The following is a 22,636-nucleotide window of genomic DNA, read 5'->3' on the forward strand; positions in this document are numbered from 1 at the left end:
AGAGCCTTTCACATTTACTTTAGCTTATCGAAATAATTACAGTTCGATAGTTGCTGTTTCGCCATCAACTGTTAGCTCAAGAGTGTTGCCAACAAGTTTGTGAGACACTTCAATTTGCTCACCGTTGTTCTTATTAGGAACAAGAAGAGTCAGAATGTTGTGTTCTTTAGATGGTTTGAATTCCACTTCAACGTGACGGTGGATTTCAAGATCTTTGAATTCGTATGGGTCAACTTCGCCGAAGCCTTCAACATTTTTCACAGAAGTGATGTTGTCAGCAGATTCGTTGATGAAGTTCACGTCTAGATGCGCTTTCTCACCACGGATAGTGAATGATTTCTCAGCCACTTCGTTAGTGAAAGTAGTGTGCATTAGCCAAGTCATGTCTTTCTCTTCAGAAAGAGTTGCTTTGTCTTGAACTACGAATACTTTACCTTGTACAAACCAAATTTTACGTTTGTAAGATTCGATTTCAGGTACGAAGAATTTGTATGATGCAGTTGCATCACCTTCGATCATCTTAATATCAGATTCTGTATCGTAATCAGTGATGTTACCACCGGCTTCAATACAGTAGCGATCTTGGTGACCTTCAAACTTAGTATTCTTGTTCTCGCCGTACTGACCTTTGCCGCCAAATAGTGGAAGGTTTTTAGAGAACGTGTGACGACGCCATTTAGTGTGCATGTCTACACCGAAACCACCGTAGTAACCAGTGATAGAAGCAAGAGTTTCACCAAATGCATGTAGAGTGAATGCGTTTTGATCAGCGTGAGAGTGGCTGATTGAACCAAATGGAGAACACTTGAATACCATGTGGATGTGTTCTTCGCGCTCAGTCATCTTGTTGTGGAATGCAGCCCAACCGGTGATTGGGAATACTTTCAACAATGGATCGTTTGAAGGCGCTTTCTCTTCTGGTGCATCCCAAAGGATGTTGAAACGAAGATCGTCGTAGCCAAAGTCCCACCAACCGAAGTTGTAGAATTTAGTGTGCGCTTCAGTATCACGAGCTTTAAGTTGGTTGTAGTACCAAACGTATTCTGGTTTTTGGTTAACACCCGCGTAGTGCTTGATGTTGTAAGCCAGTTTTAGACCAGGGAAGTCACCAATTGAAGACTGGTCACAGAAGCTAGCGCGCTTAGAGTGAACAGGCATGCAGTATAGTGGGAAGTCACCAGTGTTTTCGTAGAATGTTTTGTTGAACATGTCTACGCCACAGTATGCTTTCAATAGGTCGAATGCTTCGCCTAGGAATGCAGTTTGTGTGTTCCAGTAGTCAGGACCTTCAGCCCAACCGCCGTCTTCACCGCCCCATGGTGGGTAGTGTACTGCGTAGTATTCTAGTGCGTAAGCAATGTATTCGCCTGCTTTAGGGTGATCGTGGTAAAGCGCGATACACGTTGGGATAATAGCAGAAGAAATAGAACGAACACCGTGGCTGTTAAGTGGGTTGTTCAGTAGATCAACTGTCACTTTAAGGTGGTGCATGATTTCGTCTAGACGAGTGATCAGTGCGTTCTTAACGATTTCACGCTCTTCATCAGTGAAGTGTGCGTTTAGCCAGTCGTAACCCCAAGCCATAGCTGCAATAACACGGAAAGCCGCTTCGTCATTGTAACCACGAGATGTCACGCCATCTGGATCGTATGTAGCAAGTTTTAGAGTCCAAGCTTTTGCTTTTGCAATTAGAGCGTCGTCATCGTTAACGATACCAGCAATAGATAGGTTACGAGTCGCGTTCATTGCCATTTGGCAATCTACGTACATTTGACGCCAGTAAGGACGCCAAAGAGAAGCTTTACCTACTGTTTCTGGTGGGTATGCTTGAGGCTCGTCGTATGGTTCAGTGTCATAGAACTTTTCAGTAGAGTTCTTGATGAAATCATCATACATACAGAAAGAAGGATCGGCTTTTACTTTAGCCTTAAACTCTGCAAGGTCAGCACCTTGAACTAGAAGACGTGGACGTGCTTCTGAAAGAGTATCCAAGAATGATAGATCAAAGTCTCTCTTTTGTACTTCGATAGGCAGTAGGTCTACTAAGTTACCTGCTGACGTATCATTCTCTAGCTTCATCTTTCTGATAGCATCAAGTGCTTTGTCGTTGCTCATACGAACTCCCGTGAATAAATCGTAGTGTTGGGGGAACAAATAAAAATCTGATAAACCTTATTGTAATACAATTAAGTTATGATCTCGATTACCATTTCAATAAATGATCAAATTTGTGACCTCTACCGCAGGTCTGAATATTCTTTACCACTCAAGATAAAAAGAATATTGCGTTTATTCTGCTACTTCTATTGGTTATTTCAAATAGATAGCGCCTAGTATGCGTGGTCTATATGTTGCCTACTATAGACTGAAGAAAGCCTGTTCTTACTGCGATAGGTTATTGATTTTCTATACGCACTTAGCCTTGTATTGCTTGCAAGCCATAATGCAATACCGTTCGTATATCAGTAAATTCAGTGAGTATAAGTAATACTTTTCATATGATAGTAAACACAGAACGCGGAGGGAGGAATATTTTTTGTTACACTTATTAGCAAAGGGGTCAGGTCTTGAAATTTGCATATGCAAATTTCAAGACCTGACCCCTTTATTGCAACAAGATAAATTGTTCGCGACCAAAATATGCTGTCATGACAATGGATATTCAAGGGTAGAAGAGAAGAATTTTTTATTACAAAGAAGTGAATCACAGATGTCTGCGAGGATTCTTGGTGAAAGCCATTGTTGTTTGCTAAGTTTAAACCATAGAGTGATAACAAAGGTAGCGACAATGAAAGTAAATATTCAAACACATCATGTATCAATTACCGAAGATTCACGCGTCGAAATAGAAAGCAAATTCGATAAGATAGAAAGCCACTTTCCTCAACTGATTAGCTGCGACATCATTATTACTAAAGAGCACGGCCATCACGAAGTTGAAGTCTTCACTAATTATGAAGGTGTCCGAGTTTCCGCTAAGTCCACCAACGATGTGATGTATCCAGCCATCACAGCAGCAATTAAAAAACTCGATGTAGGCCTAAGAAACCGTAAAGGCCAACTAAAATCAGACCTACACGAAAAACCAACCAGCACCAAACCTGAAATTGCTTCTGACATCATCCAAGAAATGAAGCTGGTTTAATTTTCTCCTCTAAAGGGGGTCAGGTCTTGAAATTTGCACGGGGCGCTAAAAGCGCCCCGTGCAAATTTCAAGACCTGACCCCCTCATTGCATCTATTACATTAAAAAGTGATGCAGATTTGACTTTATAAAGGTCAAACTGGTCATATCACACATTTTATTTATAACTCTTTTTTAACCAATCATTAACCATTACTATCCATAAAAATTATTAGCAAATTCAAAGGATTGAACTGCTTATGCGTTATGAGATGGGTTTTATAAATGGATTTAAGCAAGGTGCAACGCTACTGGTCATCATTTTAATGGTATTGATGATCGCCGAGTACTTTTTCTACGGTTTAAACCAGTCAATAGTGGCATTTGGCTACGTTGATGATGTGTTTGAAGATTTCTAATGTGTGCGGGGTTGTTGCGGGGTTGGTATTGCGGGGTCAGGTCTTGAAATTTGCAGTGGCAAACCTGCCACTGCAAATTTCAAGACCTGACCCCGCTTTTACACTTACGGTTTCTTTTGTAAGCCGTAGGGGAGGGGGGTGAATAGGTCTGGGGTTGTGGTGGTGTTTGGGCCGGGTGTTGGGGTGTGCCAATCGAGGAGTAGGATTGCTAGGAGGTTGCGGTGTTCGCCGTGGCTGTAGTCGGTGCTACCTTTGGCGGAAGGGACTAAGCCTGCTTGTTTGTCGATAGAGTGTTGGATAGCCTGACGCGCCTTTTCTACTGCCGGATCATTGTCTAATCCGGCTAAAAGAAGGCTGATACCCACTTCTGAAATCACGTCTTGTTTGGTGTTAGCGATAATATCGTCAATGTTTTGTTTGAAATAGGCAAAAATCCAAGGATGATCTTGCTCATTGACCTGACGCTGATAATAGCCTGAGTCGGCGATAATCAGATGTGTCATTCCGTAGATTTTGTTTTCATATTGTTCAGTGGTGAGCTGTCTATCATCTTTATCGGGATAGGTACGCTGCAGAGTTTGGGTAAATAGCTCTACATAATCACCGAGCTGTAACTGTTTTAACCAATACGCTTGGTTGGCCAGTTGCGCCGCCCATGCCTTGGTCATTTCTTGGTCGGTAAATAGCGCTTGAAAAGGATAGCCCTTTAACTGCTGACGAAACAGCGCATCATCTTTATGCTGTAATCCATAACCGTCAATTCGCGCCATATAATGCAGCAGATCTAACCCTAGGTAAAAATACTCAGGTTTGTCTTGGGTGACTTGTAATCGTCTTTGACTGCGCTCGCCGTTACTTTGGCGGTACTCACTCAATCTTTGCTCTGCGTATTTATCTAATGATTGGTTAATGGTGAGATCGCTTGCTAACTGATTAAGCTTAATCGAAATATCGGCGATGTTTTGTCGAACCAGTGGCAGGTATTTAGGATCTTGCGTTTGCCTAAACATACGCAATCCATAGTGCTCTTTTTTATACGCCGATAAGGTGAACAGATCTCGCTCGTAAGTGTGCTTAATAATATCGGCGGATGAACGGTAGCTTGCTGGCGCGTGAGACTGGGATTGCCAATAAAAACCAACCCCAATAATGAGCACGATAAGTGTGCCGATGAAATGCCGTCGGTTTTTTAGCATGTATATGAACCTTTTTGCTAAAAGCTGCTGCAATACTTAGCTTTATTTTAGTTGCTATTTAAAGTGCTATCCTAACTTTAATCGTATTAGCACTTACAAAATAGGCTCTAGCGCAATCGGCACTATATAAAGAACGACGAAACGATTAGTTAAAATCCAATATATTTAATACCGCACTTTTACACATCTCGATATTGTCGACATCTTGTGGGATAACCACAACAGTATCATCACCCGCTATTGAGCCTAAGATAGAGGAGTCAGTGTCAAAATCGATCAGTCGCGCTATAAGCTGTGCACTACCGGGTTTAGTTTTGACTACAACCATCGCTTTGTTGTGCTCAATGGATTCTATTTGAGAGGCAATCGAGGAGTTAAAACGGATAGGGCTGCTTTCTGGGGCTAAATAGTAAACTTTTTTACCAACAGAATTAGCCACTTTAATAACACCAAGCTGGCACAGTAAACGAGATACCGTAGATTGACTGATTCCTTCAAAGCCATGTTCAATTAAGCTTTTTCTCAATTCACTTTGATTATAAAAGCTATTATTTTGTAGGACTTGTTTACATACGCTTTCGAGAGTGCGGTCTTTATTTTGAATGCGATTTAATGTGAGGGTGTCCATAGAGCTTCTACCTTTATAGGGCGTTAAATTAAGTGAATTATTTTGTGGCGGATACTAACATTGAAACGAAAAATGGTATTTGAACAAGATCACTGAATCAGAAAATATTTTTCATTTGTAATCAATGTGTTGCATATATTTATCCACCCTTAATGGGTTGGATAAATAGTGAGTTTTGTTGGATTATTATTGCTTATTAAGCCACTGAATTTACGTTAATTTGTTGATCAAAGATGATGACCATATCTACTAAATTGCGCAGATTACCATATTTCATATATGAATTATTACCTTCCAATAATGCAAGCATCCTTATCTTAATTAGCCTGAACTTATCTTATTGTGCAACCTCTTGAATAACTTTGGTTTATTTATAACCGCATCTAGTGTCAGATGCTTTGTTTCATAATAAAGTGACACGATTATCATAAATGGAATGATTGATGTCGATATTTGGTATTTTGATCACGGAATTTTAGGCGTAACTTAACGGTATCGAAGTTATAGCCAATGAGTTTTATATGGCGAGATTTCGTGGGGATGTATAGAGAGCAGCCAAGAATCAAGTTATTAATAACGAGTCATTTTCGACTGTTCTTTATATTAAGTTTAACTGCCAAATACGAGGTTTATTATGAGGCTGGATGGAATCAGTGGTGACATTCTTGTTGCTGCAAAAAGAGTTGTTCTTTGCCAAGTAGTATTAGCCGTCGGTGTAGTTTTATTTGAAGTTATTTTCGGTAATAAAGTAGATATGGAATCTGCAGCATTGGGTGTCGTTATTGCGATGATCCCACCGCTAATCGGTTTTATATATGCAAGCCTTAAGGTTCAAAAAAATCCTAATTATAGTTTGCGCGATCTTATGCAAATGAGTCGTGTAGTAAAACTTATATATACCTTTGTAATGTTTATCGTTGCATTCCGATTCTTCGGACTAGATAACCCAGTTATTTTAGAAGCGTATGTAGTGACTATGATTGGATATTTCTTTGCGCCGTTTATTATCGGCTCACATACATCGGAGTACGCGTAGTATGGAACATATTACTACTGCTCATGACTATATAGAGCACCACTTAACTTTCTTTACTGCAGGTGATGGTTTCTGGGCATTGAACATAGATTCTATGTTGGTGTCTTGGATCACAGGTTTACTTTTCATTGGCGCTTTTCGATATGTTGTAACAAAAGGAACCAGCGGCGTTCCTGGACGTTTTCAATGTTTAATCGAAGTTACGTTTGAATTTGTAAATAATCTAGTAAAAGAGATTTTCCAGGCAGAAGATAAATTGATTGGTCCTTTGGCATTAACCACCTTTGTATGGGTGCTGTTAATGAATGCAATCGACTTACTACCTATCGATTTAATTTCACAGCTTACTCAAGCCATGGGCTTTACACACTTTAGAGACTTACCGACAGCGGATGTAAATATCCCAATGTCGATGGCACTAGGTGTATTTATTCTGCTTTTAACTTACACATTTAAACACAAGGGACTGAAAGGGTTTATTAAAGAGTTAACAACTCAGCCATTTGATAATCCGCTTTTATACCCAGTAAACCTTGTTCTTGAATTAGTAACGTTAATCTCAAAACCAATATCACTAGGTTTACGATTATTCGGAAACATGTACGCGGGTGAAATGATCTTCATCCTGATTGCATTAATGCCATGGTGGATGCAATGGGCACTAAGTGTTCCATGGGCTCTATTCCACATCTTAATCGTTTTCTTACAAGCATTTATTTTTATGGTTCTAACCATCGTCTACTTAGGCATGGCAACTGAAGAACACTAATTATTAACCAGATTTAATTAACAAATTTATATATCGGAGATACAAATGGATATCGTAAGCGCAGTTTTATATGTAGCAGGTGCATTACTGATCGGTCTTGGTGCGGCAGGTGCAGCATCTGGTATCGGTAACCTAGCAGGTAAATACCTTGAAGGTGTAGCACGTCAACCTGACCTAACACCAATGCTTCGTACTCAATTCTTCATCATGATGGGTCTTGTGGATGCTGTACCGATGATCGGTGTTGGTATCGGTCTATACATCATCTTCGCAGTAGCTTAACTCAAATTTTACAAGCTTAAAAAAGAACGATTTATAAGTATTCAAAATTTAGTTTAGTGGTGAAGGTATGAACTTAAATGCAAGCATGCTCGGACAAGCAATTTCATTCGTGATCTTTGTTTGGCTATGTATGAAATATGTATGGCCACCTCTCACAGCGATGTTAGACGAGCGCCAAAAAGAAATTGCTGAAGGCCTACGCCATTCAGAAAATGCAGCTAAAGAGCTAGAAATAGCTAAAGCAAATGGCGCTCAACTCATCGAAGATGCAAAACGCAATGTGACTGAAATGGTTGAACAAGGCAACAAACGCCGTAGTGAAATCATTAGCTTAGCTCAGCAAGAAGCTGAACAAGAAAAAGCACGCATCTTAGAACAAGGTAGAGCCGAATTAGAAGGCGAGCGTCAAAAATTACGTCAAGAACTTCAGGCGAAAATGGCAGACGCTGTAATTGAAAGTGCACAGAAGTTGATTAGTAAGAACCTGGATTCTGAAGCGAACCGAGCTCTAGTTGATCAATTGATAAGTGAAATCTAAGCGGAGGCAATATGTCAGAGTACACAAGTATTGCTCATCCCTACGCCAAAGCATCGTTTGACTTTGCTTTGAGCGAAAACAAGTTACAAGAATGGCAACAAATGCTGTCAATTCTTGTAGCTGTGGCAGAAGAAGAAACCATCGCAAGTGAAATTTCTTCAGCACAAGGTGCAGGCGCACAGCAAGCCGAAACACTGGCCGATATCATGATTGAGGTTTGCCAAGGACTAGTTGACGAACATGTCGTAAACCTAATTAAAGTCCTGGCAGAAAATGGCCGCCTTTCGGTTGTAAGAGAGTTGTATGACCTGTTTACCGAGCTAAAGGATGAACATGAACGTGTTATTCCTGTGACTGTCACAAGCTCAGAATCACTTACACAAGAGCAAGTTACGGCATTAACTGCCGCGCTTGAGAAAAAATTAGAGCGTCGAGTTGAACTAGAGCAAGTGCTAGATAACACGATGGTAGGCGGGATTGTCGTCCAAGCTGGCGAAACAATCATCGATGGTTCAGTGAACACATCAATCAGCCGACTAGCTAGTCAACTTCACGCGAGATAGGTAACAGATATGCAATTAAATTCAAACGAAATTAGCGATCTGATCAGAGAGCGTATCGCAAAATTTAGTGTGAGCACTGAAGCTCGCAATGAAGGTACTATCGTCTCTGTTCGTGATGGCATCATCACAATCAACGGTCTTGCAGACGTAATGCAAGGCGAGATGATTGAATTGCCAGGTGGTAAGTTCGCACTTGCACTTAACCTTGAGCAATACTCTGTAGGTGCCGTTGTAATGGGCCCTTACACAGACCTTTCTGAAGGCATGAAAGTAAAAGGTACTGGTCGTATCTTGGAAGTGCCTGTAGGTAACGGTCTACTTGGTCGTGTGGTAAACACCCTTGGTGAGCCAATCGATGGTAAAGGCGCAATCAGCTTTGACCAACTAAACCCAGTAGAAGTTATTGCACCGGGTGTAATCGAACGTAAATCTGTAGACCAACCAATTCAAACTGGCTATAAAGCCGTTGATACAATGGTTCCAATCGGCCGTGGTCAGCGTGAGCTAATCATCGGTGACCGTCAAACTGGTAAAACAGCAATGGCGATCGATGCAATCATTAACCAGAAAGATTCTGGCATCAAATGTGTGTATGTAGCGATTGGTCAGAAAGCATCAACTATTGCTAACGTAGTACGTAAGCTTGAAGAGCACGGCGCTCTTGCAAACACTATCGTAGTAGTAGCATCAGCTTCTGAATCAGCTGCACTTCAATACCTAGCACCTTATGCTGGTTGTACTATGGGCGAATACTTCCGCGACCGTGGTGAAGATGCACTTATCATTTATGATGATCTATCAAAACAAGCAGTAGCTTATCGTCAAATTTCGCTACTACTTAAACGTCCACCGGGCCGTGAAGCATTCCCTGGTGACGTATTCTACCTCCACTCCCGTCTTCTAGAACGTGCGGCTCGTGTAAACGAAGCTTACGTAGAGAAATTCACTAACGGTGAAGTGAAAGGTAAAACAGGTTCTTTAACTGCTCTACCAATCATCGAAACCCAAGCGGGTGACGTATCAGCGTTCGTACCAACTAACGTAATCTCAATCACAGATGGTCAGATTTTCCTTCAGACTCAACTGTTTAACTCAGGTTTACGTCCAGCGGTTGATCCAGGTATCTCTGTATCACGTGTTGGTGGTGCTGCTCAGTGTAAGATCATCAAAAAACTGTCTGGTGGTATCCGTACTGCATTGGCTCAATACCGTGAATTGGCAGCGTTTGCACAGTTCTCTTCTGACCTAGATGAGACTACTCGTAAACAGCTTGACCATGGTGAACGTGTAACTGAACTAATGAAACAGAAGCAATACGCGCCAATGTCAGTGGCTGATCAAGCTGTTGTTATCTTCTCAGCAGAGAAAGGTTACTTGGCAGATGTAGAGCTTTCTAAGATCGGTTATTTCGAGACAGAGTTGTTGGCATACGCGAACAGCCAAAACCCAGAATTGATGGCTACTATCAATGCTACAGGCGACTACAACGACGAAACTGAAGCGGGTTTACACGAAATACTGAAAGGCTTTATCTCAGTTCAGTCATTATAAAGCTCTGGTTTGTTGACTAGAAATCGAAACAAATTAGGAGCAGATAATGGCAAATACTAAAGAGATTCGCACCAAGATAGGCAGTGTTAGTAACACTCAGAAAATCACCAGTGCAATGGAGATGGTTGCGGCAAGTAAGATGCGTAAAGTTCAAGACCATATGGAGCAAACTCGCCCATATGCTGAGAACATGCGTCAGGTTATCTCTCATGTCGCGTCGGGTTCGTTGGAATACCAACACCCGTACCTTCAACAGCGTGAACCAAAACGTGTTGCATACATCATCATTTCATCTGACCGCGGCTTATGTGGCGGCTTGAACAACAACTTGTTCAAGAAAGTATTGGATGACATGCAGCAATGGCGTGAGAAGGGCGTAGAAGTCGATACCACTTTGATTGGTTCGAAAGCTATCAACTTCTTCCAACGTGCTGGCAACGTCGTAGCGCAAACGGCTGGCCTAGGTGATACTCCAAAATTGGAAGATATCCTAGGTACTGTTAACGCGATGTTGGGACACTATGATGAAGGTAAGATCGACAGTTTGTATTTGGTTTACAACAAGTTCGTCAACACCATGGTGCAAGACCCAACGACAGTACAATTGCTGCCACACCCGTCAGATGTAGAAGCAGATGCAAGTGCTAAACAAGCACGTCGCTGGGACTACATCTACGAGCAAGCACCAAAAGACATTCTCTCTGAATTGCTACACCGCTACGTAGAGTCGCAAGTGTACCAAGGCATCGTAGAGAGCATCGCGTGTGAGCAAGCAGCCCGAATGGTAGCCATGAAAGCGGCCACCGACAACGCTGGTCAACTGATTGACAACCTACAGTTGATTTACAACAAAGCGCGTCAGGCTGCCATAACCCAAGAACTGAGTGAAATCGTCTCAGGCGCCCAAGCGGTATAGGGTTCGGAAAAGAATTTGAGGATTTAGACATGAGTGTTGGTAAAATAGTAAAAGTGATCGGTGCGGTGGTGGATGTCGAATTCAGCCACAACAACGGTCCACGCGTTTATGACGCATTAACAGTACGAGGCGATGCACTTGGTTCGCTAGTACTAGAAGTTCAACAACAAATGGGCGGCGGTATCGTTCGCTGTATCGCGATGGGTACCTCTGATGGTCTACGTCGTGGTCTTGAAGTTGAGAACACTGGCTCTCCAATCACAGTTCCAGTAGGTGAAGAAACACTTGGTCGTATCATGAACGTACTAGGTGAACCTATCGATGAATGTGGTGAGATTGGTCAGAAAGAAAACTACGAAATTCACCGTGCTGCACCTTCTTATGAAGATCAAGCAAACAGCACTGAGCTACTAGAGACTGGTGTTAAGGTTATCGACCTTATCTGTCCATTCGCTAAAGGTGGTAAAATCGGTCTGTTCGGTGGTGCTGGTGTAGGTAAAACCGTAAACATGATGGAGCTTATCAACAACATCGCGAAAGCTCACTCAGGTTTATCAGTATTTACTGGTGTAGGTGAACGTACTCGTGAGGGTAACGACTTCTACTACGAAATGAAAGAAGCAGGCGTTCTAGACAAAGTTGCCATGGTTTACGGCCAAATGAACGAGCCACCAGGAAACCGTCTACGTGTTGCGCTTACAGGTCTTACAATGGCTGAGCGTTTCCGTGATGAAGGTCGTGACGTACTACTATTCATCGATAACATCTACCGTTACACACTTGCGGGTACAGAAGTATCAGCACTGCTAGGCCGTATGCCTTCAGCGGTAGGTTACCAGCCAACACTGGCTGAAGAGATGGGTGTTCTGCAAGAGCGTATCACTTCAACTCGCCAAGGTTCTATCACTTCAATCCAAGCGGTATACGTACCTGCGGATGACTTGACTGACCCATCGCCAGCAACCACGTTTGCTCACTTGGATGCAACAGTTGTATTGTCTCGTAACATCGCAGCGCTAGGTCTTTACCCAGCAATCGATCCACTAGACTCAACTTCACGTCAGCTAGATCCTCTAGTTGTTGGTGAAGAGCACTACAACGTGGCACAAAAAGTTCAAACAACGCTACAACGTTATAAAGAACTTAAAGATATCATCGCTATCCTAGGTATGGATGAGCTATCTCAAGAAGATAAGCAAACTGTATCTCGTGCTCGTAAGATTGAACGTTTCCTAACTCAGCCTTACCACGTAGCAGAAGTATTTACTGGTCAAAAAGGTGTGTTCGTACCTCTAAGCGAAACACTGTCAGGCTTTAAAGGCTTGCTAGACGGTCAATACGACGATATCCCAGAACAAGCATTCTTGTACTGTGGTTCTATCGATGAAGTGCTTGAAAAAGCGAAAACTATCTAAGAGGCAGAGTGCATTATGGCTATCGGAGTTACAGAGAATACATTTCAACTTAACATCGTAAGTGCGGAAGGTACGCTGTTTTCAGGGCCTGCACATGCCCTTGCGGTTTCAGGCGCTGATGGTGAGCTGGGTATTCGCCCAGGTCACTCGCCACTTCTTAGCAAAATTAAGCCAGGGGTAACAGTATTTGTTACTGGCGAGAAACAAGAAGAGCAAGTGCTTTATGTTTCTGGCGGCTTAGTGGAAGTGCAACCAAATGTAGTCACAGTTCTAGCAGATACTGCTTTGCATGGTAAAGACATTGACCGTGCTCGCGCAGAAGAAGCAAAACGTGCTGCATTAGAAAACATCAATAAAGGCGATATGGACGCTAACTTTGCTCAAGCTCAGCTTGAACTAGCGAAAGCCATTGCCCAGTTGCGAGCTGTGGAGCTTACCGGCCCACACTCTCGCCACTAAGAGTCCTAGGACTCATTTATACCAACTTGAGAGTTCGCTCTTGAGTTGGTATCAGTTAATAGGCTGGCTTGTTGTCTCTTACCGACAGGTTGGCCTCCCTATGTAAGCAGTCGAACGTAAGACTTACCAAGGGAATACCGGTTCTTTTAGCAGAGAAACTTCAGAGCAGTAGTAGTTCTGATCCCCTAAGGCCTCAGGTGACTCACCCTCTCTCTGAGGCTCTTTCCTTTCTGCGATATACAAAACACAAATATTTACACCTTTCTCGTATTCACTATCGATTTATTTTGGTTAGTGATGAGCGGTAAGTTGCATATGTTATATGGCAACGACTAACAACTTGTTTATAGAACGGTTTTTAGTTTGAATGGCAAAATATAGCGCGTTCTAAAATACGACTTCGTTAATGAGTGTTTATGTGAATGAGTTAAAAAAACATCGATAACGAAGAAATTAAAGGCTTTACAGCCTGATAAATTAGTGTAGTATCCAATTTCACTCTGTAATTCAGAGTTATTAATGAAATATAAAGTAAAAGCAAAACCCTCAGAATTCCTTCGTTTGTGTAGTCATCCTCAGTGTTTCCTTAGCTTCATCGTAGCATTAAATAATTCAAAATTTCAGCGTCTCGCAATTTCGCGAATAAATATGATTTTAAAAATAAGGGACACATTATGTCTAACAAAACTACTGGTATCGTAAAATGGTTTAACGAAGAGAAAGGTTTCGGTTTCCTAACTCAAGACAATGGCGGCCAGGACGTATTCGTTCACTTCCGTGCTATCGCTTCTGAAGGTTTCAAAACTCTAGCTGAAGGCCAAAAAGTGTCTTTCACAGTTGAGCAAGGTCAAAAAGGCCTTCAAGCTGCTGACGTTGTAGCTATCTAAGTTTTAGTCGGCGTAGATGGTCTGTGATCATCTACGCTAACTTTTCGTTGTACACCTATTAATCATTTATATCGTAACACCGCAAGTAAAAACCTGTCACACATCTGCAAGCTGTAAATGTTCGTCTAGTTAGTTATTTTCTTCGCTACATCAATATAAATAAAACCCAACCTATCAATTTCAGTCAGCATTATTGCGTCTGCAAAGAGAGGATAATCAATATTTAAGGAAATTTTATGTCTCGTTCTATTGGACGCAAACGTTTTTGGTTTCAAAAACTGCGTATTCAAACTAGCTCAAAATTTAAAAAAGTCAGCTAATTAATCGTTATTAGTTGATAGTAAAAAATGTGGACTCAAGCCGTTTTCGTGATCCAGAACGCTTTGAGTTAATATTTCAGCTCTACTCCTCGTTTATTTCCAATTTCAAACAATTCCCTATTGTCATTTATAAGCATGACAGTGCTTATCAAATCGTGAGTTATGCGTAAATCCCTTGAATTCATTGGCGTCAGGTATTAATTTAGCTGCCATCAGTAAATCCAAAGAAGAATGACCAATGACTACAGAAAACAATCAAAGTCAGCCATGGGCACAGCCTATGCCACAACAACAATTTGAGTTCATGTCTAAAGTACTTTCTGCTCCTTCACCAATCGGTTTTGAAGCGGCAATGAGCTACGGCGTGATCAAACCAGAATTTGAATCTTTCATGCCACAAGGCTGGGGTGTTCATCAATTTAAAGGCAGCGCGAGCATTGTTTTCGATTCTCATCCAGGTCGTGATGATCTAACTAGCGTTATGATCGTGGGTCACGCTGATAAAATCCGCATGCAAGTTCGTAAAATTGATGCAGATGGTAAAGTGTGGATCAACACCGATTCTTTCTTGCCGACCACATTGATTGGTCATGAAGTACAAGTTTTCTGTCAAGATCCTGAAAATGTTGGATCTTACAAAACGATCAAAGGCGCAACCGTTGAAGCGCTTGGTGCCATTCACTTCTCTACTCCTGCGCAACGTAGCGGTACTCAGGGCATTAAACCTGAATCTATCTACCTAGAGCTACAAATGCACGGTGAAGAACGTAAAGCGCAAGTTGAAGCATTAGGTCTACGTGTGGGTGACCCAATCTTGTTAGATCGTCCTATCAAACGTGGCGTAGCGGCAGATACTTTCTACGGCGCTTACCTTGATAACGGTCTGGGCTGTTTCTCTGTGACTGAGATTGCGCGTACTCTAGCGGCAGAAGGTCTAGATAACGTTCGCGTTCTTTATACTATTGCAACTCACGAAGAGATTGGTCGCTTTGGTTCAACACAAGTTGTGGGCGAGCTAAAACCTGACATCCTGATTGCAACCGACGTTAATCACGATTACGAAGCAGCGCCTGGCATTGGCAGTCGTAACATGAATCCATTGAAAATGGGTGCAGGCTTTACCATTGGACGCGGCTCAGTATCATCTGAATACTTAGTGCAAACCATGGATGCTCTATGTCGTGAAAAAGGCATTCCGTGCCAACTAGACTTCTCTGGCCGTGATATGGGTACAGACGGCATGGCGGCAGCGCTTGCAGGCGTAGACAGCGCGGCAATCACTATTGGTTATCCTATCCGTAATATGCACACTTCATCAGAATCTGCGCATACAGGTGATTTGCTAGCCTCTATCGAAGCGATCACTGAGCTACTTCGTCACTTCAATAGCATGAATGAAGGCAAAGGCATTCGCCAAGATGATCTGAAAAACAGCCACATCCGATTAGATACTCTTTAATCGAGAGTGATGCTTCATCATCGATAATAAATAGATCAACGCTCGAATGATATTCGAGCGTTTTTTCGTTCTATAAGCCAGTCAATACCCGTCAAGGTTCAGATTTTGTCGCTATTTCTGACAATTTGATCGTAGAGGATGATCAACCCTTTTTGACCTTGTATACTCTGGCTGGAAAGATCTTAAATGAGACAAGGGAATAACAATGCCTAAGGCAAGTGAAATCAAAAAAAGTGCTGCGATTGAGCACAACGGTAAAGTGTACTTCGTTAAAGAAATTAACAAACTAACGCCAAGTGGTCGTGCTGGAGCAAGCCTATACCGCATGCGTATGTATGACGTAGCGACAGGTGCTAAAGCCGATGAAAGCTTTAAAGCCGATGAAATCATTAACCTTGCTGATTTCAGCCGTCACCCATCGACTTTCTCATACGTTGATGGCGATGAATATGTGTTCATGGACAGCGAAGATTACACCCCATACAGCTTCAATAAAGAAAGCATTGAAGAAGAACTGCAATTTGTTAACGAAGAGACACAAGGTCTGTTCGTACTGCTTGTTGACGGTAGCCCAGTAGCACTTGAGCTTCCTTCAGTTGTGGAATTGGAAATTGTAGAAACTGACCCTTCAATCAAAGGTGCATCAGCAGCAGCGCGTACTAAGCCTGCAACATTGACTACAGGCCTTATTATTCAGGTTCCTGAGTACATTGCTGGCGGTGAGAAGGTTCGCGTGAACACTTCTGACAAAGCATTTATGGGTCGTGCTGACAAATAAATCTCTATTAAAGGTACTTTCTGTTTCGCAGAATTAGCTTTAATAATCTGAAAACGCAGTGGCTGTAAGGCGCTGCGTTTTTTTGATCTTACAAAAGACAAAAGGGGTAAAACAACTTAAGTGCTGTGGTGCAAATGTGCAAGAGCAACGCTATATTTATGAATAACTGTTAAATTTGTTGCGATGATGTTTATTTGGTGTGAGACTGATTTGCAAGACCTACATTTTAATAAGCTCGGATGAACCATATTTACTGCGATTGCTATTAGGTAGGGGCACTATTTTACGGAGTCGTATATGTATAAATCACTGCAAATTGCTATATCTAGGATCTCTAGAACGAACCTATCTATATCTCAAATATCCCTATCTCAACTATCCCTATCTCAAATATCCATAGTTACTGCACTTGCTGTGAGCCCTATTGCCGCGCACTCAACCGAAGGCGAAGCAAGCACTTACATTGTGAATGGCACTCCCATTTCCGTACAAATGTACCCATCGTTTGCCAGTGTGTACTTTGATCAGCTCGATACGTCAGGTCTGTATCAAAACTACTGCGGCGGCACTATCCTCGACCAATATCATATTTTAACAGCCGCGCACTGTGTGGAAGGCGACTCTTACTACTACACCTACACTTCGGTTGCGCCGCAACTGCAAAATGAACAGCAAGTCAAAAGTGCGGTTGGCCTACTTCCTAAGGTGGATTTAATTCGAGCCAGTGAGTTTTATTATCCGAGCACTTTCATTGATAGTGCGACTTTAAGTTGGCCTGATGACATCGCTATTATCAAGCTGGAACAGCCGATGGCAGTATCGGCTTCCGACTACACAAAGTTAGCCTCATTAGCCGATGCCAGTGTTTATAATGTAGTGGGCACCGAAATGCTCTCCATTGGGCACGGTTATACTCGCTCAAATAGTGATAACGATAATATCCTGCAAGGGGTGACGCAAAGGATACTGTCTAGCTCAGCTTGTGATTCGGCCAATATCAGTGATAAACAGCTGTGTTTGCAAGGTGATATTGACCTAGATTCTCAACTGCGTAATTCCACCTGTGGTGGTGATTCTGGCGGCCCTTTGTTTTGGTACAACGGCAGTGAGTATATTCAAGTCGGAATTACCAGTTTTGGTCCTTCGCAATGTGGCGATCCAAGCGCTGATTATTCATCAGCGTACACCGAAGTTGCAGAGTATCGAGATTGGATTGATAGCGTATTAGCTGGGCGAGAAACGCCGCAAACCGTGGTCACCGAATTTGATCGAGAAAACTACACCCCAGAAGACGACTCAACCTCTAGTTTGTTAGAAGAGTCTGGTGGGACGCTATCTTGGGCTTGGTTACTGGCCCTGATAGTTGGCCGACGACTGCTACAAAATAAGCAACGCGGTTAATGTGATAAAGCACGCTAGATCAGCGTGCTTATGAATTTTTAGCGTCGACCGTACAGTTAGAAAATGTATTTGGTTTCTGCTGTGCGCTTTGCTGTACCATGCTGGTAGAGCGTGCTTCTTGCGCCATATCGTACAAACCATTCATTGAGAAGCCGACAATTACACCTAAGATAACAAATTGTATTGGCTTTATATTCATACGTCCCTCAAATATCAACCGCCCAGTTACAACCAATCCTATTCTGATAAGGATTGGCAGAACACAATTGTTATAATCGTAGACTTAAATGAGCAAGCACGCAAAAATCACAACATTATTTTTATTTAAAGCAAACATCTGCCCAGCGAGCGAGGCCTGCGGTGACTGAACCAAAATAGTTCCCACTGACAATAGGGATATTCGGTAGTACTGATTTCACGGCGTTTTGCAGAGTTGTAGAGCGCGCAGATCCGCCCGTCATAAATACCACATCAGGGGTAATTTGAGATTGATTCACCGCTTCGAGCACCAGTTTAGTGATTTTCTCTTGTGGCACCTTGATGGCTTCTTCCATTTCGCGCTGTAGCACTGGCACTTCGATAATTTCTGATAATAGTTTGATTTGTGCTAAATAGTTATCGGTTTCAGAAAGGGCGATTTTAGTTTTTTCTGCCTCAGAGACAATGCTGTAGCCAAGCGCGCCTTGATGGACTTCAATCATGCGCGCCAGTTTGGCAGGATCAACCGCTTCACGTTGCAATTGTTTAAGCACGGGTAGATTCTCTTTGGCGTAAAACTCTCGCTGTGCTTGCACGTTGTTAATCAAGATAGAATGCCAAAACTGACTGATAGGCAGTTCAAGTCCAGAAAGTTTACGTCCGCCTTTACCTAGCTCAGTCATAAACTGTTTATAGGCAATATGGATATCCAAATCATTGCCACCCACAAGTTGACCTGTATGCCCAAGCAGAGTTTGTGTGCGATCGCTTTTGCCGAGCCAATCCGGCCCCATTTGAATCATTGAACAGTCGGTGGTACCGCCGCCGATATCCACCACCAACACGTTTTTATTCTCTGTTAAGGTGCTTTCGTAATCAAGCCCCGCCGCAACAGGTTCAAATTGAAATTCAATGTTTTTAAAGCCCGCTCGGGTTGCGGCGCGCAGTAAGATATCTTGAGCTTGTTGGTTAGATTTTTCTCCGCCTCGCCCCAAAAAATTAACCGGACGTCCGATAACCGTGTCGGTGATGGAGCGCTCAAGTGAAGTTTCTGCTTGAGATTTGATGTTTTCCATCATGGCACACACCAAATCTTCAAAAAATGCGAGTTGCACCTCTTTTAAACCACGAGCCCCAAGAAAGGATTTTGGTGATTTGATGTAGTAAACATCTTTTGGCTCTTGCAAATAGAGGTCGAGCGCAGCTTGACCAAACAAGATATCTTCTTCCATCACGTCTATCCCTTCTTCTTGGTTGCTACGGATAGCACGCTTTAAGATAGCTTCACCATGCTCGGTGATTGGACGGATATTTTTGCGACGAAACAGATACTCAGATATGGATTCTGAGGTGGGTGCACATAGAGTTGATGAAATGTATTTCTGATTGTTGTCCAATGGAATATGAACGGCTTGGTTATCGATAATGTGTGCGACTGAGCAGTTTGCTGTGCCGTAGTCAAAGCCGATTGCCATAATGTTCTCCAAAGGTCTATTTTTTAGAAAGGGGCGCAATTAAACACTGTTTCGACGGATTGGGTCAAGAAAATCACTGAATTAATAAAAGCGTAATTTGTTCGCACAGAAAAAATGATATTTATCTACAATCTTAAAGATGACAACTTTGGGTCTAGAGAAATAGTTTTGTTGGCTTTATATGGAAATTTTGTAGTGTAAATAAGCAGATAGGTGAAATCTCTATTGCATCAAATGATGGCAATCTCTAAGATAGCGGCCACTTATCGTAAACAATACCGCTTCTCATTTGCGTTTGTGTCACAATTTTGACTTTTTAGACTGAGTTGAAGACATATTTTCGTAAACAATGGGGTGAGATCAAAGTGTTTGTACGACAGGTATTATTATATAACTCCACTAAATAATAGTACTGAGCGTTTGTCTCAAAGTGTATTTCCGTATTCAATGCAAGCTAAATCAAAGATTTAATGAGAACCTTATGAACCACAATACAGTGCGAATTCTGGTCGTCGCGGGCTTATCTATGCTCAGCTCGCTCGTTTTCGCCTCTTCGCAGGCCACATTACAAAAGTCGCAAAAAATAGAGACTCAAATCACTAGCAGTGCGGCAAACAGTCAAAAAAAGGTGCTTAAAAGCAGCCAACAAGCTATTCAGCTAGAAGCTGACATCGCCGCTCTTAAACGCGAAGTGCATAACCTAGAGGTCTACCATCAGCACCTTAATGGTTTGATTGCTAGCCAAACCGAAGAGTTAGCCAGTTACGATTCTCAAATTTCAAAAATTGATGATACGCGCCAGAGCATTGTGCCTTTGATGTATGAAATGTTAGCCGGCCTTGAAGGTATCAATGCCAACGATCGTCCTATCCGAACAGAGGCGCGCGCGAAGCGACTGGCTAGCCTGCAACATATGATGACGCAAGCAGATATCAGTGATGCAGAAAAATATCGTCGTATTTTAGAAGCCTACCAAATTGAAATGGATTACGGCACTAAGATGGGTGCCTATACGGGCGCGATTCAATTTGCAGGTAAATCCATGATTGTTGAGCAGTTATACCTAGGGCGCATCTCTTTGGTGGCACGTTCTAACGATCGTCAAAGATACTGGGCATGGGATGCCAATCAAAAAGTGTGGCTTGAGCAAAATAGCAGTGTCGGACATGACATTGACAAAGCCTTTGATATTGCCGCCAAGCAAGCCTCGCCGTCGCTGCTTGAATTACCTGTATCGTTAACCCAAGGCCAGGAGAAGTAATCAATGAAACACTACCTAGCCATAATGACGCTGAGCGTGGCGATGCTATTGAGCGCGGCGCCAAGTTATGCCAACCAAAGCCTGCTTAATCAAACCACGCAAGCTAAAGCCGCTGAGCAAAAAGCCAATAAGCAGCGTGAAGGTGAGTTTGCAGCTACAGAAGCCAAGCTGAAACGTGAGTTAAAAGCTTTGCAAGCCAAGCGCACTCAACTTAATAAAGAGATTGAAACGCTCAGCGATACTTTCCAAAGTAACGAGCAAACACTAGCTGATAAAGAGAAGCAACTGACCTTAGCCACCGGCAGTTTAGGTGAGATTTTTGGCGTGGTACGTCAAGCGGCCAAAGATGTACAAATGGAACAGCAGCGCTCAGTGGTCTCGATTGGTTTAGAGAGCGATCTTGCTTTGGTGTCTGGCATTATCGATGCGAAATCTATTCCGGCAAAAGATGAGCTGTATGGTTTGTGGCGCGCTTATGCTCGCCAAATACAAGTTAGCTCGCAGGCAACACGGGTGACGATCCCTTATGTGAACCAAGCGGGTGAAATTTCCCAAAAACAAGTGCTGCGTATGGGCGCATTTGCGTTGGCGGATGAAAATGGCTATTTGGCTTGGGATGCCGCTAAGCAGATGGCGACCAGTTACAGCGTTCAGCCTGAGCATCCGCTCCTGTCGAGCATGGACATTAGCAGTGGCACGCCAATGATTGCCGTTGATGCTACTCGCGGGGCGTTGCTAGAGCAACTTGCCAACAATCCAACGTTATTACAACGCATTGAGCAGGGCGGCATTGTCGGTAAAATTATTATCGGTTTGCTATTGATTGGTTTGCTTATAGGTTTGTACCGCGCACTTGTTTTGATTTCTATTAAGTCGAAGATATCAAAACAGCTGAAACATACGGATAATCCAACCTCAAATAACCCTCTAGGTCGCGTTATCTTGGTCCATCAAGAGGATAAAAGCCCCACAATTGAAGCCCTTGAACTGCGTCTACTGGAAGCGGTTATGGATGAGCAAGAAAACTTAGAAAAAGGCATTTCTACGGTTAAGTTATTGGCCGCCATTGCGCCAATGTTAGGGCTATTGGGTACGGTAACAGGCATGATTGATACCTTCCAAACCATTACTCAATTTGGTAACGCTGATCCTCGTATTATGGCGGGTGGTATTTCCATGGCATTGATCACGACAGTACTTGGCCTTATTGCGGCTATGCCATTGCTATTGGTGCACAACATGCTGTCTAGCTTGTCAGAAGGCATTCGCAATATCATCGAGAAGCAAGGCGTGGGCTTAGTTGCCCAAAGAGCTGAGCAAGCCCAGCAAAGAAAACTTGCTCAACCTGACGCGCAAGGTGCTAGCCAAGAGGTTCGTGCGTAATGAGCGACGTATTGGCATTTTGGACTACCTTAACGGATCTCCCCATTTACGGTTCTATTGAGCAGTTGATGTTTCGAGGCGGCCCCGTTTTATGGTGGCTTGCCTTTGTGATGCTGTTTTTTTGGGTGTTGGTGCTCGATAGGGTGATGTATTTTGTGTGGGTGTTTCCTAAGTATCAACAGCAATGGGTCTCAAAGTGGCAACAGCGCAGTGACCGCCATTCATGGTTTGCTCTGTCGCAGCGAGAAGCTTGGCTATCGGAATCAGAACTTAATTTAAATAAGTCATTGTCGCTGATGAAAGTGTTGATCTCTTTATTCCCTATGCTTGGATTATTAGGGACAGTGACCGGCATGATTTCTGTCTTTGATGTGATGGCCGCGCAAGGCAATAGTGAGCCGCGCTTAATGGCCGCTGGCATCTCAATGGCGACCATCCCTACTATGGCGGGCATGGTGGCCGCGCTAGTGAGTATGTTTATTTATTCCAGATTGTGTGGGCTTGCAGAGCGTAAGCAATTGCATTTAGAACGCTTGTTACGTACCCACACCGGTTAGCCAAATGCTAACCCAGTTTTTA

23 protein-coding genes are annotated in these 22,636 nt (G+C 42.8%); 18 read left to right on the forward strand and 5 right to left on the reverse strand.

Annotated elements, in window-relative coordinates; translation table 11 throughout:
• Positions 1-36: 36 nt before the first annotated feature.
• Positions 37-2,115 carry a DUF4962 domain-containing protein gene (locus VHA01S_RS05195; RefSeq protein ID WP_023403303.1) on the reverse strand — a complete coding sequence of 693 codons (2,079 nt, stop codon included), beginning with the start codon at positions 2,113-2,115 and terminating at the stop codon, positions 37-39.
• Positions 2,116-2,788: 673 nt separating this feature from the next.
• Here VHA01S_RS05195 and hpf point away from each other — a divergent pair.
• Positions 2,789-3,145, forward strand: a complete 357-nt coding sequence (hpf, locus tag VHA01S_RS05200; protein ID WP_023403304.1) for a ribosome hibernation-promoting factor, HPF/YfiA family — start codon at positions 2,789-2,791, stop codon at positions 3,143-3,145.
• 238 nt (positions 3,146-3,383) lie between these two features.
• The gene (locus VHA01S_RS18315) at positions 3,384-3,542 is read left to right on the forward strand and encodes a hypothetical protein (protein ID WP_023403305.1); all 159 of its coding nucleotides are present in this window, start codon (positions 3,384-3,386) and stop codon (positions 3,540-3,542) included.
• A gap of 104 nt (positions 3,543-3,646) precedes the next feature.
• Here VHA01S_RS18315 and VHA01S_RS05205 read toward each other — a convergent pair whose 3' ends face one another.
• A complete protein-coding gene (locus tag VHA01S_RS05205; protein ID WP_023403306.1) occupies positions 3,647-4,738 on the reverse strand; it encodes a DUF3541 domain-containing protein in 1,092 nt (363 codons plus the stop codon).
• A gap of 145 nt (positions 4,739-4,883) precedes the next feature.
• Positions 4,884-5,366, reverse strand: coding sequence for an arginine repressor (locus VHA01S_RS05210; protein ID WP_023403307.1), 483 nt, complete (start codon positions 5,364-5,366; stop codon positions 4,884-4,886).
• A gap of 634 nt (positions 5,367-6,000) precedes the next feature.
• On the opposite strand from VHA01S_RS05210, the gene VHA01S_RS05215 reads away from it, so the two are divergent.
• From VHA01S_RS05215 to VHA01S_RS05275, 13 genes are all read left to right on the forward strand, one after another.
• The gene (locus tag VHA01S_RS05215) at positions 6,001-6,402 is read left to right on the forward strand and encodes an ATP synthase subunit I (RefSeq protein ID WP_023403308.1); all 402 of its coding nucleotides are present in this window, start codon (positions 6,001-6,003) and stop codon (positions 6,400-6,402) included.
• 1 nt (position 6,403) lies between these two features.
• A complete protein-coding gene (gene atpB / locus VHA01S_RS05220) occupies positions 6,404-7,171 on the forward strand; it encodes a F0F1 ATP synthase subunit A (RefSeq protein ID WP_023403309.1) in 768 nt (255 codons plus the stop codon).
• A 45-nt stretch (positions 7,172-7,216) separates the two neighbouring features.
• Positions 7,217-7,453, forward strand: a complete 237-nt coding sequence (gene atpE / locus VHA01S_RS05225) for a F0F1 ATP synthase subunit C (RefSeq protein WP_004730405.1) — start codon at positions 7,217-7,219, stop codon at positions 7,451-7,453.
• Between the two features lie 67 nt (positions 7,454-7,520).
• Entirely contained in the window at positions 7,521-7,991 is a 471-nt protein-coding gene (locus VHA01S_RS05230; RefSeq protein ID WP_023403310.1) for a F0F1 ATP synthase subunit B, read from the forward strand.
• Positions 7,992-8,002: 11 nt separating this feature from the next.
• Positions 8,003-8,554: a F0F1 ATP synthase subunit delta gene (locus VHA01S_RS05235; RefSeq protein WP_023403311.1), complete on the forward strand. Its 552-nt coding sequence runs from the start codon at positions 8,003-8,005 to the stop codon at positions 8,552-8,554.
• 9 nt (positions 8,555-8,563) lie between these two features.
• Positions 8,564-10,105, forward strand: a complete 1,542-nt coding sequence (atpA, locus tag VHA01S_RS05240; RefSeq protein ID WP_023403312.1) for a F0F1 ATP synthase subunit alpha — start codon at positions 8,564-8,566, stop codon at positions 10,103-10,105.
• 46 nt (positions 10,106-10,151) lie between these two features.
• Positions 10,152-11,021, forward strand: coding sequence for a F0F1 ATP synthase subunit gamma (gene atpG, locus VHA01S_RS05245; RefSeq protein WP_023403313.1), 870 nt, complete (start codon positions 10,152-10,154; stop codon positions 11,019-11,021).
• A gap of 29 nt (positions 11,022-11,050) precedes the next feature.
• The gene (gene atpD, locus VHA01S_RS05250; protein WP_023403314.1) at positions 11,051-12,436 is read left to right on the forward strand and encodes a F0F1 ATP synthase subunit beta; all 1,386 of its coding nucleotides are present in this window, start codon (positions 11,051-11,053) and stop codon (positions 12,434-12,436) included.
• Between the two features lie 15 nt (positions 12,437-12,451).
• Positions 12,452-12,895, forward strand: a complete 444-nt coding sequence (locus VHA01S_RS05255; protein WP_023403315.1) for a F0F1 ATP synthase subunit epsilon — start codon at positions 12,452-12,454, stop codon at positions 12,893-12,895.
• Positions 12,896-13,569: 674 nt separating this feature from the next.
• Entirely contained in the window at positions 13,570-13,782 is a 213-nt protein-coding gene (gene cspE / locus VHA01S_RS05260) for a transcription antiterminator/RNA stability regulator CspE (RefSeq protein ID WP_021714528.1), read from the forward strand.
• 558 nt (positions 13,783-14,340) lie between these two features.
• Positions 14,341-15,561, forward strand: coding sequence for a M20/M25/M40 family metallo-hydrolase (locus tag VHA01S_RS05265; RefSeq protein WP_023403316.1), 1,221 nt, complete (start codon positions 14,341-14,343; stop codon positions 15,559-15,561).
• Between the two features lie 205 nt (positions 15,562-15,766).
• Entirely contained in the window at positions 15,767-16,339 is a 573-nt protein-coding gene (gene efpL, locus VHA01S_RS05270) for an elongation factor P-like protein EfpL (RefSeq protein WP_023403317.1), read from the forward strand.
• Between the two features lie 297 nt (positions 16,340-16,636).
• The gene (locus VHA01S_RS05275) at positions 16,637-17,740 is read left to right on the forward strand and encodes a S1 family peptidase (RefSeq protein ID WP_023403318.1); all 1,104 of its coding nucleotides are present in this window, start codon (positions 16,637-16,639) and stop codon (positions 17,738-17,740) included.
• 28 nt (positions 17,741-17,768) lie between these two features.
• Here VHA01S_RS05275 and VHA01S_RS18320 read toward each other — a convergent pair whose 3' ends face one another.
• Positions 17,769-17,939: a hypothetical protein gene (locus VHA01S_RS18320; RefSeq protein WP_023403319.1), complete on the reverse strand. Its 171-nt coding sequence runs from the start codon at positions 17,937-17,939 to the stop codon at positions 17,769-17,771.
• A gap of 121 nt (positions 17,940-18,060) precedes the next feature.
• Positions 18,061-19,413 carry a molecular chaperone gene (gene yegD / locus VHA01S_RS05280; RefSeq protein WP_023403320.1) on the reverse strand — a complete coding sequence of 451 codons (1,353 nt, stop codon included), beginning with the start codon at positions 19,411-19,413 and terminating at the stop codon, positions 18,061-18,063.
• Between the two features lie 481 nt (positions 19,414-19,894).
• On the opposite strand from yegD, the gene VHA01S_RS05285 reads away from it, so the two are divergent.
• The 3 genes from VHA01S_RS05285 to VHA01S_RS05295 are packed head-to-tail and all read left to right on the forward strand — an operon-like array spanning position 19,895 to position 22,614.
• Entirely contained in the window at positions 19,895-20,674 is a 780-nt protein-coding gene (locus tag VHA01S_RS05285) for a DUF3450 domain-containing protein (RefSeq protein WP_023403321.1), read from the forward strand.
• Between the two features lie 3 nt (positions 20,675-20,677).
• Positions 20,678-22,057 (forward strand): MotA/TolQ/ExbB proton channel family protein, encoded by a 1,380-nt coding sequence (locus tag VHA01S_RS05290; RefSeq protein WP_023403322.1) that lies wholly within the window; start codon positions 20,678-20,680, stop codon positions 22,055-22,057.
• On the forward strand, positions 22,057-22,614 hold the full coding sequence (locus VHA01S_RS05295) for a MotA/TolQ/ExbB proton channel family protein (protein ID WP_023403323.1): 558 nt from the start codon (positions 22,057-22,059) through the stop codon (positions 22,612-22,614). Before VHA01S_RS05290 ends, VHA01S_RS05295 begins: the two co-directional genes overlap by 1 nt.
• Positions 22,615-22,636 lie beyond the last annotated feature (22 nt).

The sequence above is a fragment of the Vibrio halioticoli NBRC 102217 genome (assembly GCF_000496695.1).
GTDB classification, from domain to species: Bacteria; Pseudomonadota; Gammaproteobacteria; order Enterobacterales; family Vibrionaceae; genus Vibrio; species Vibrio halioticoli.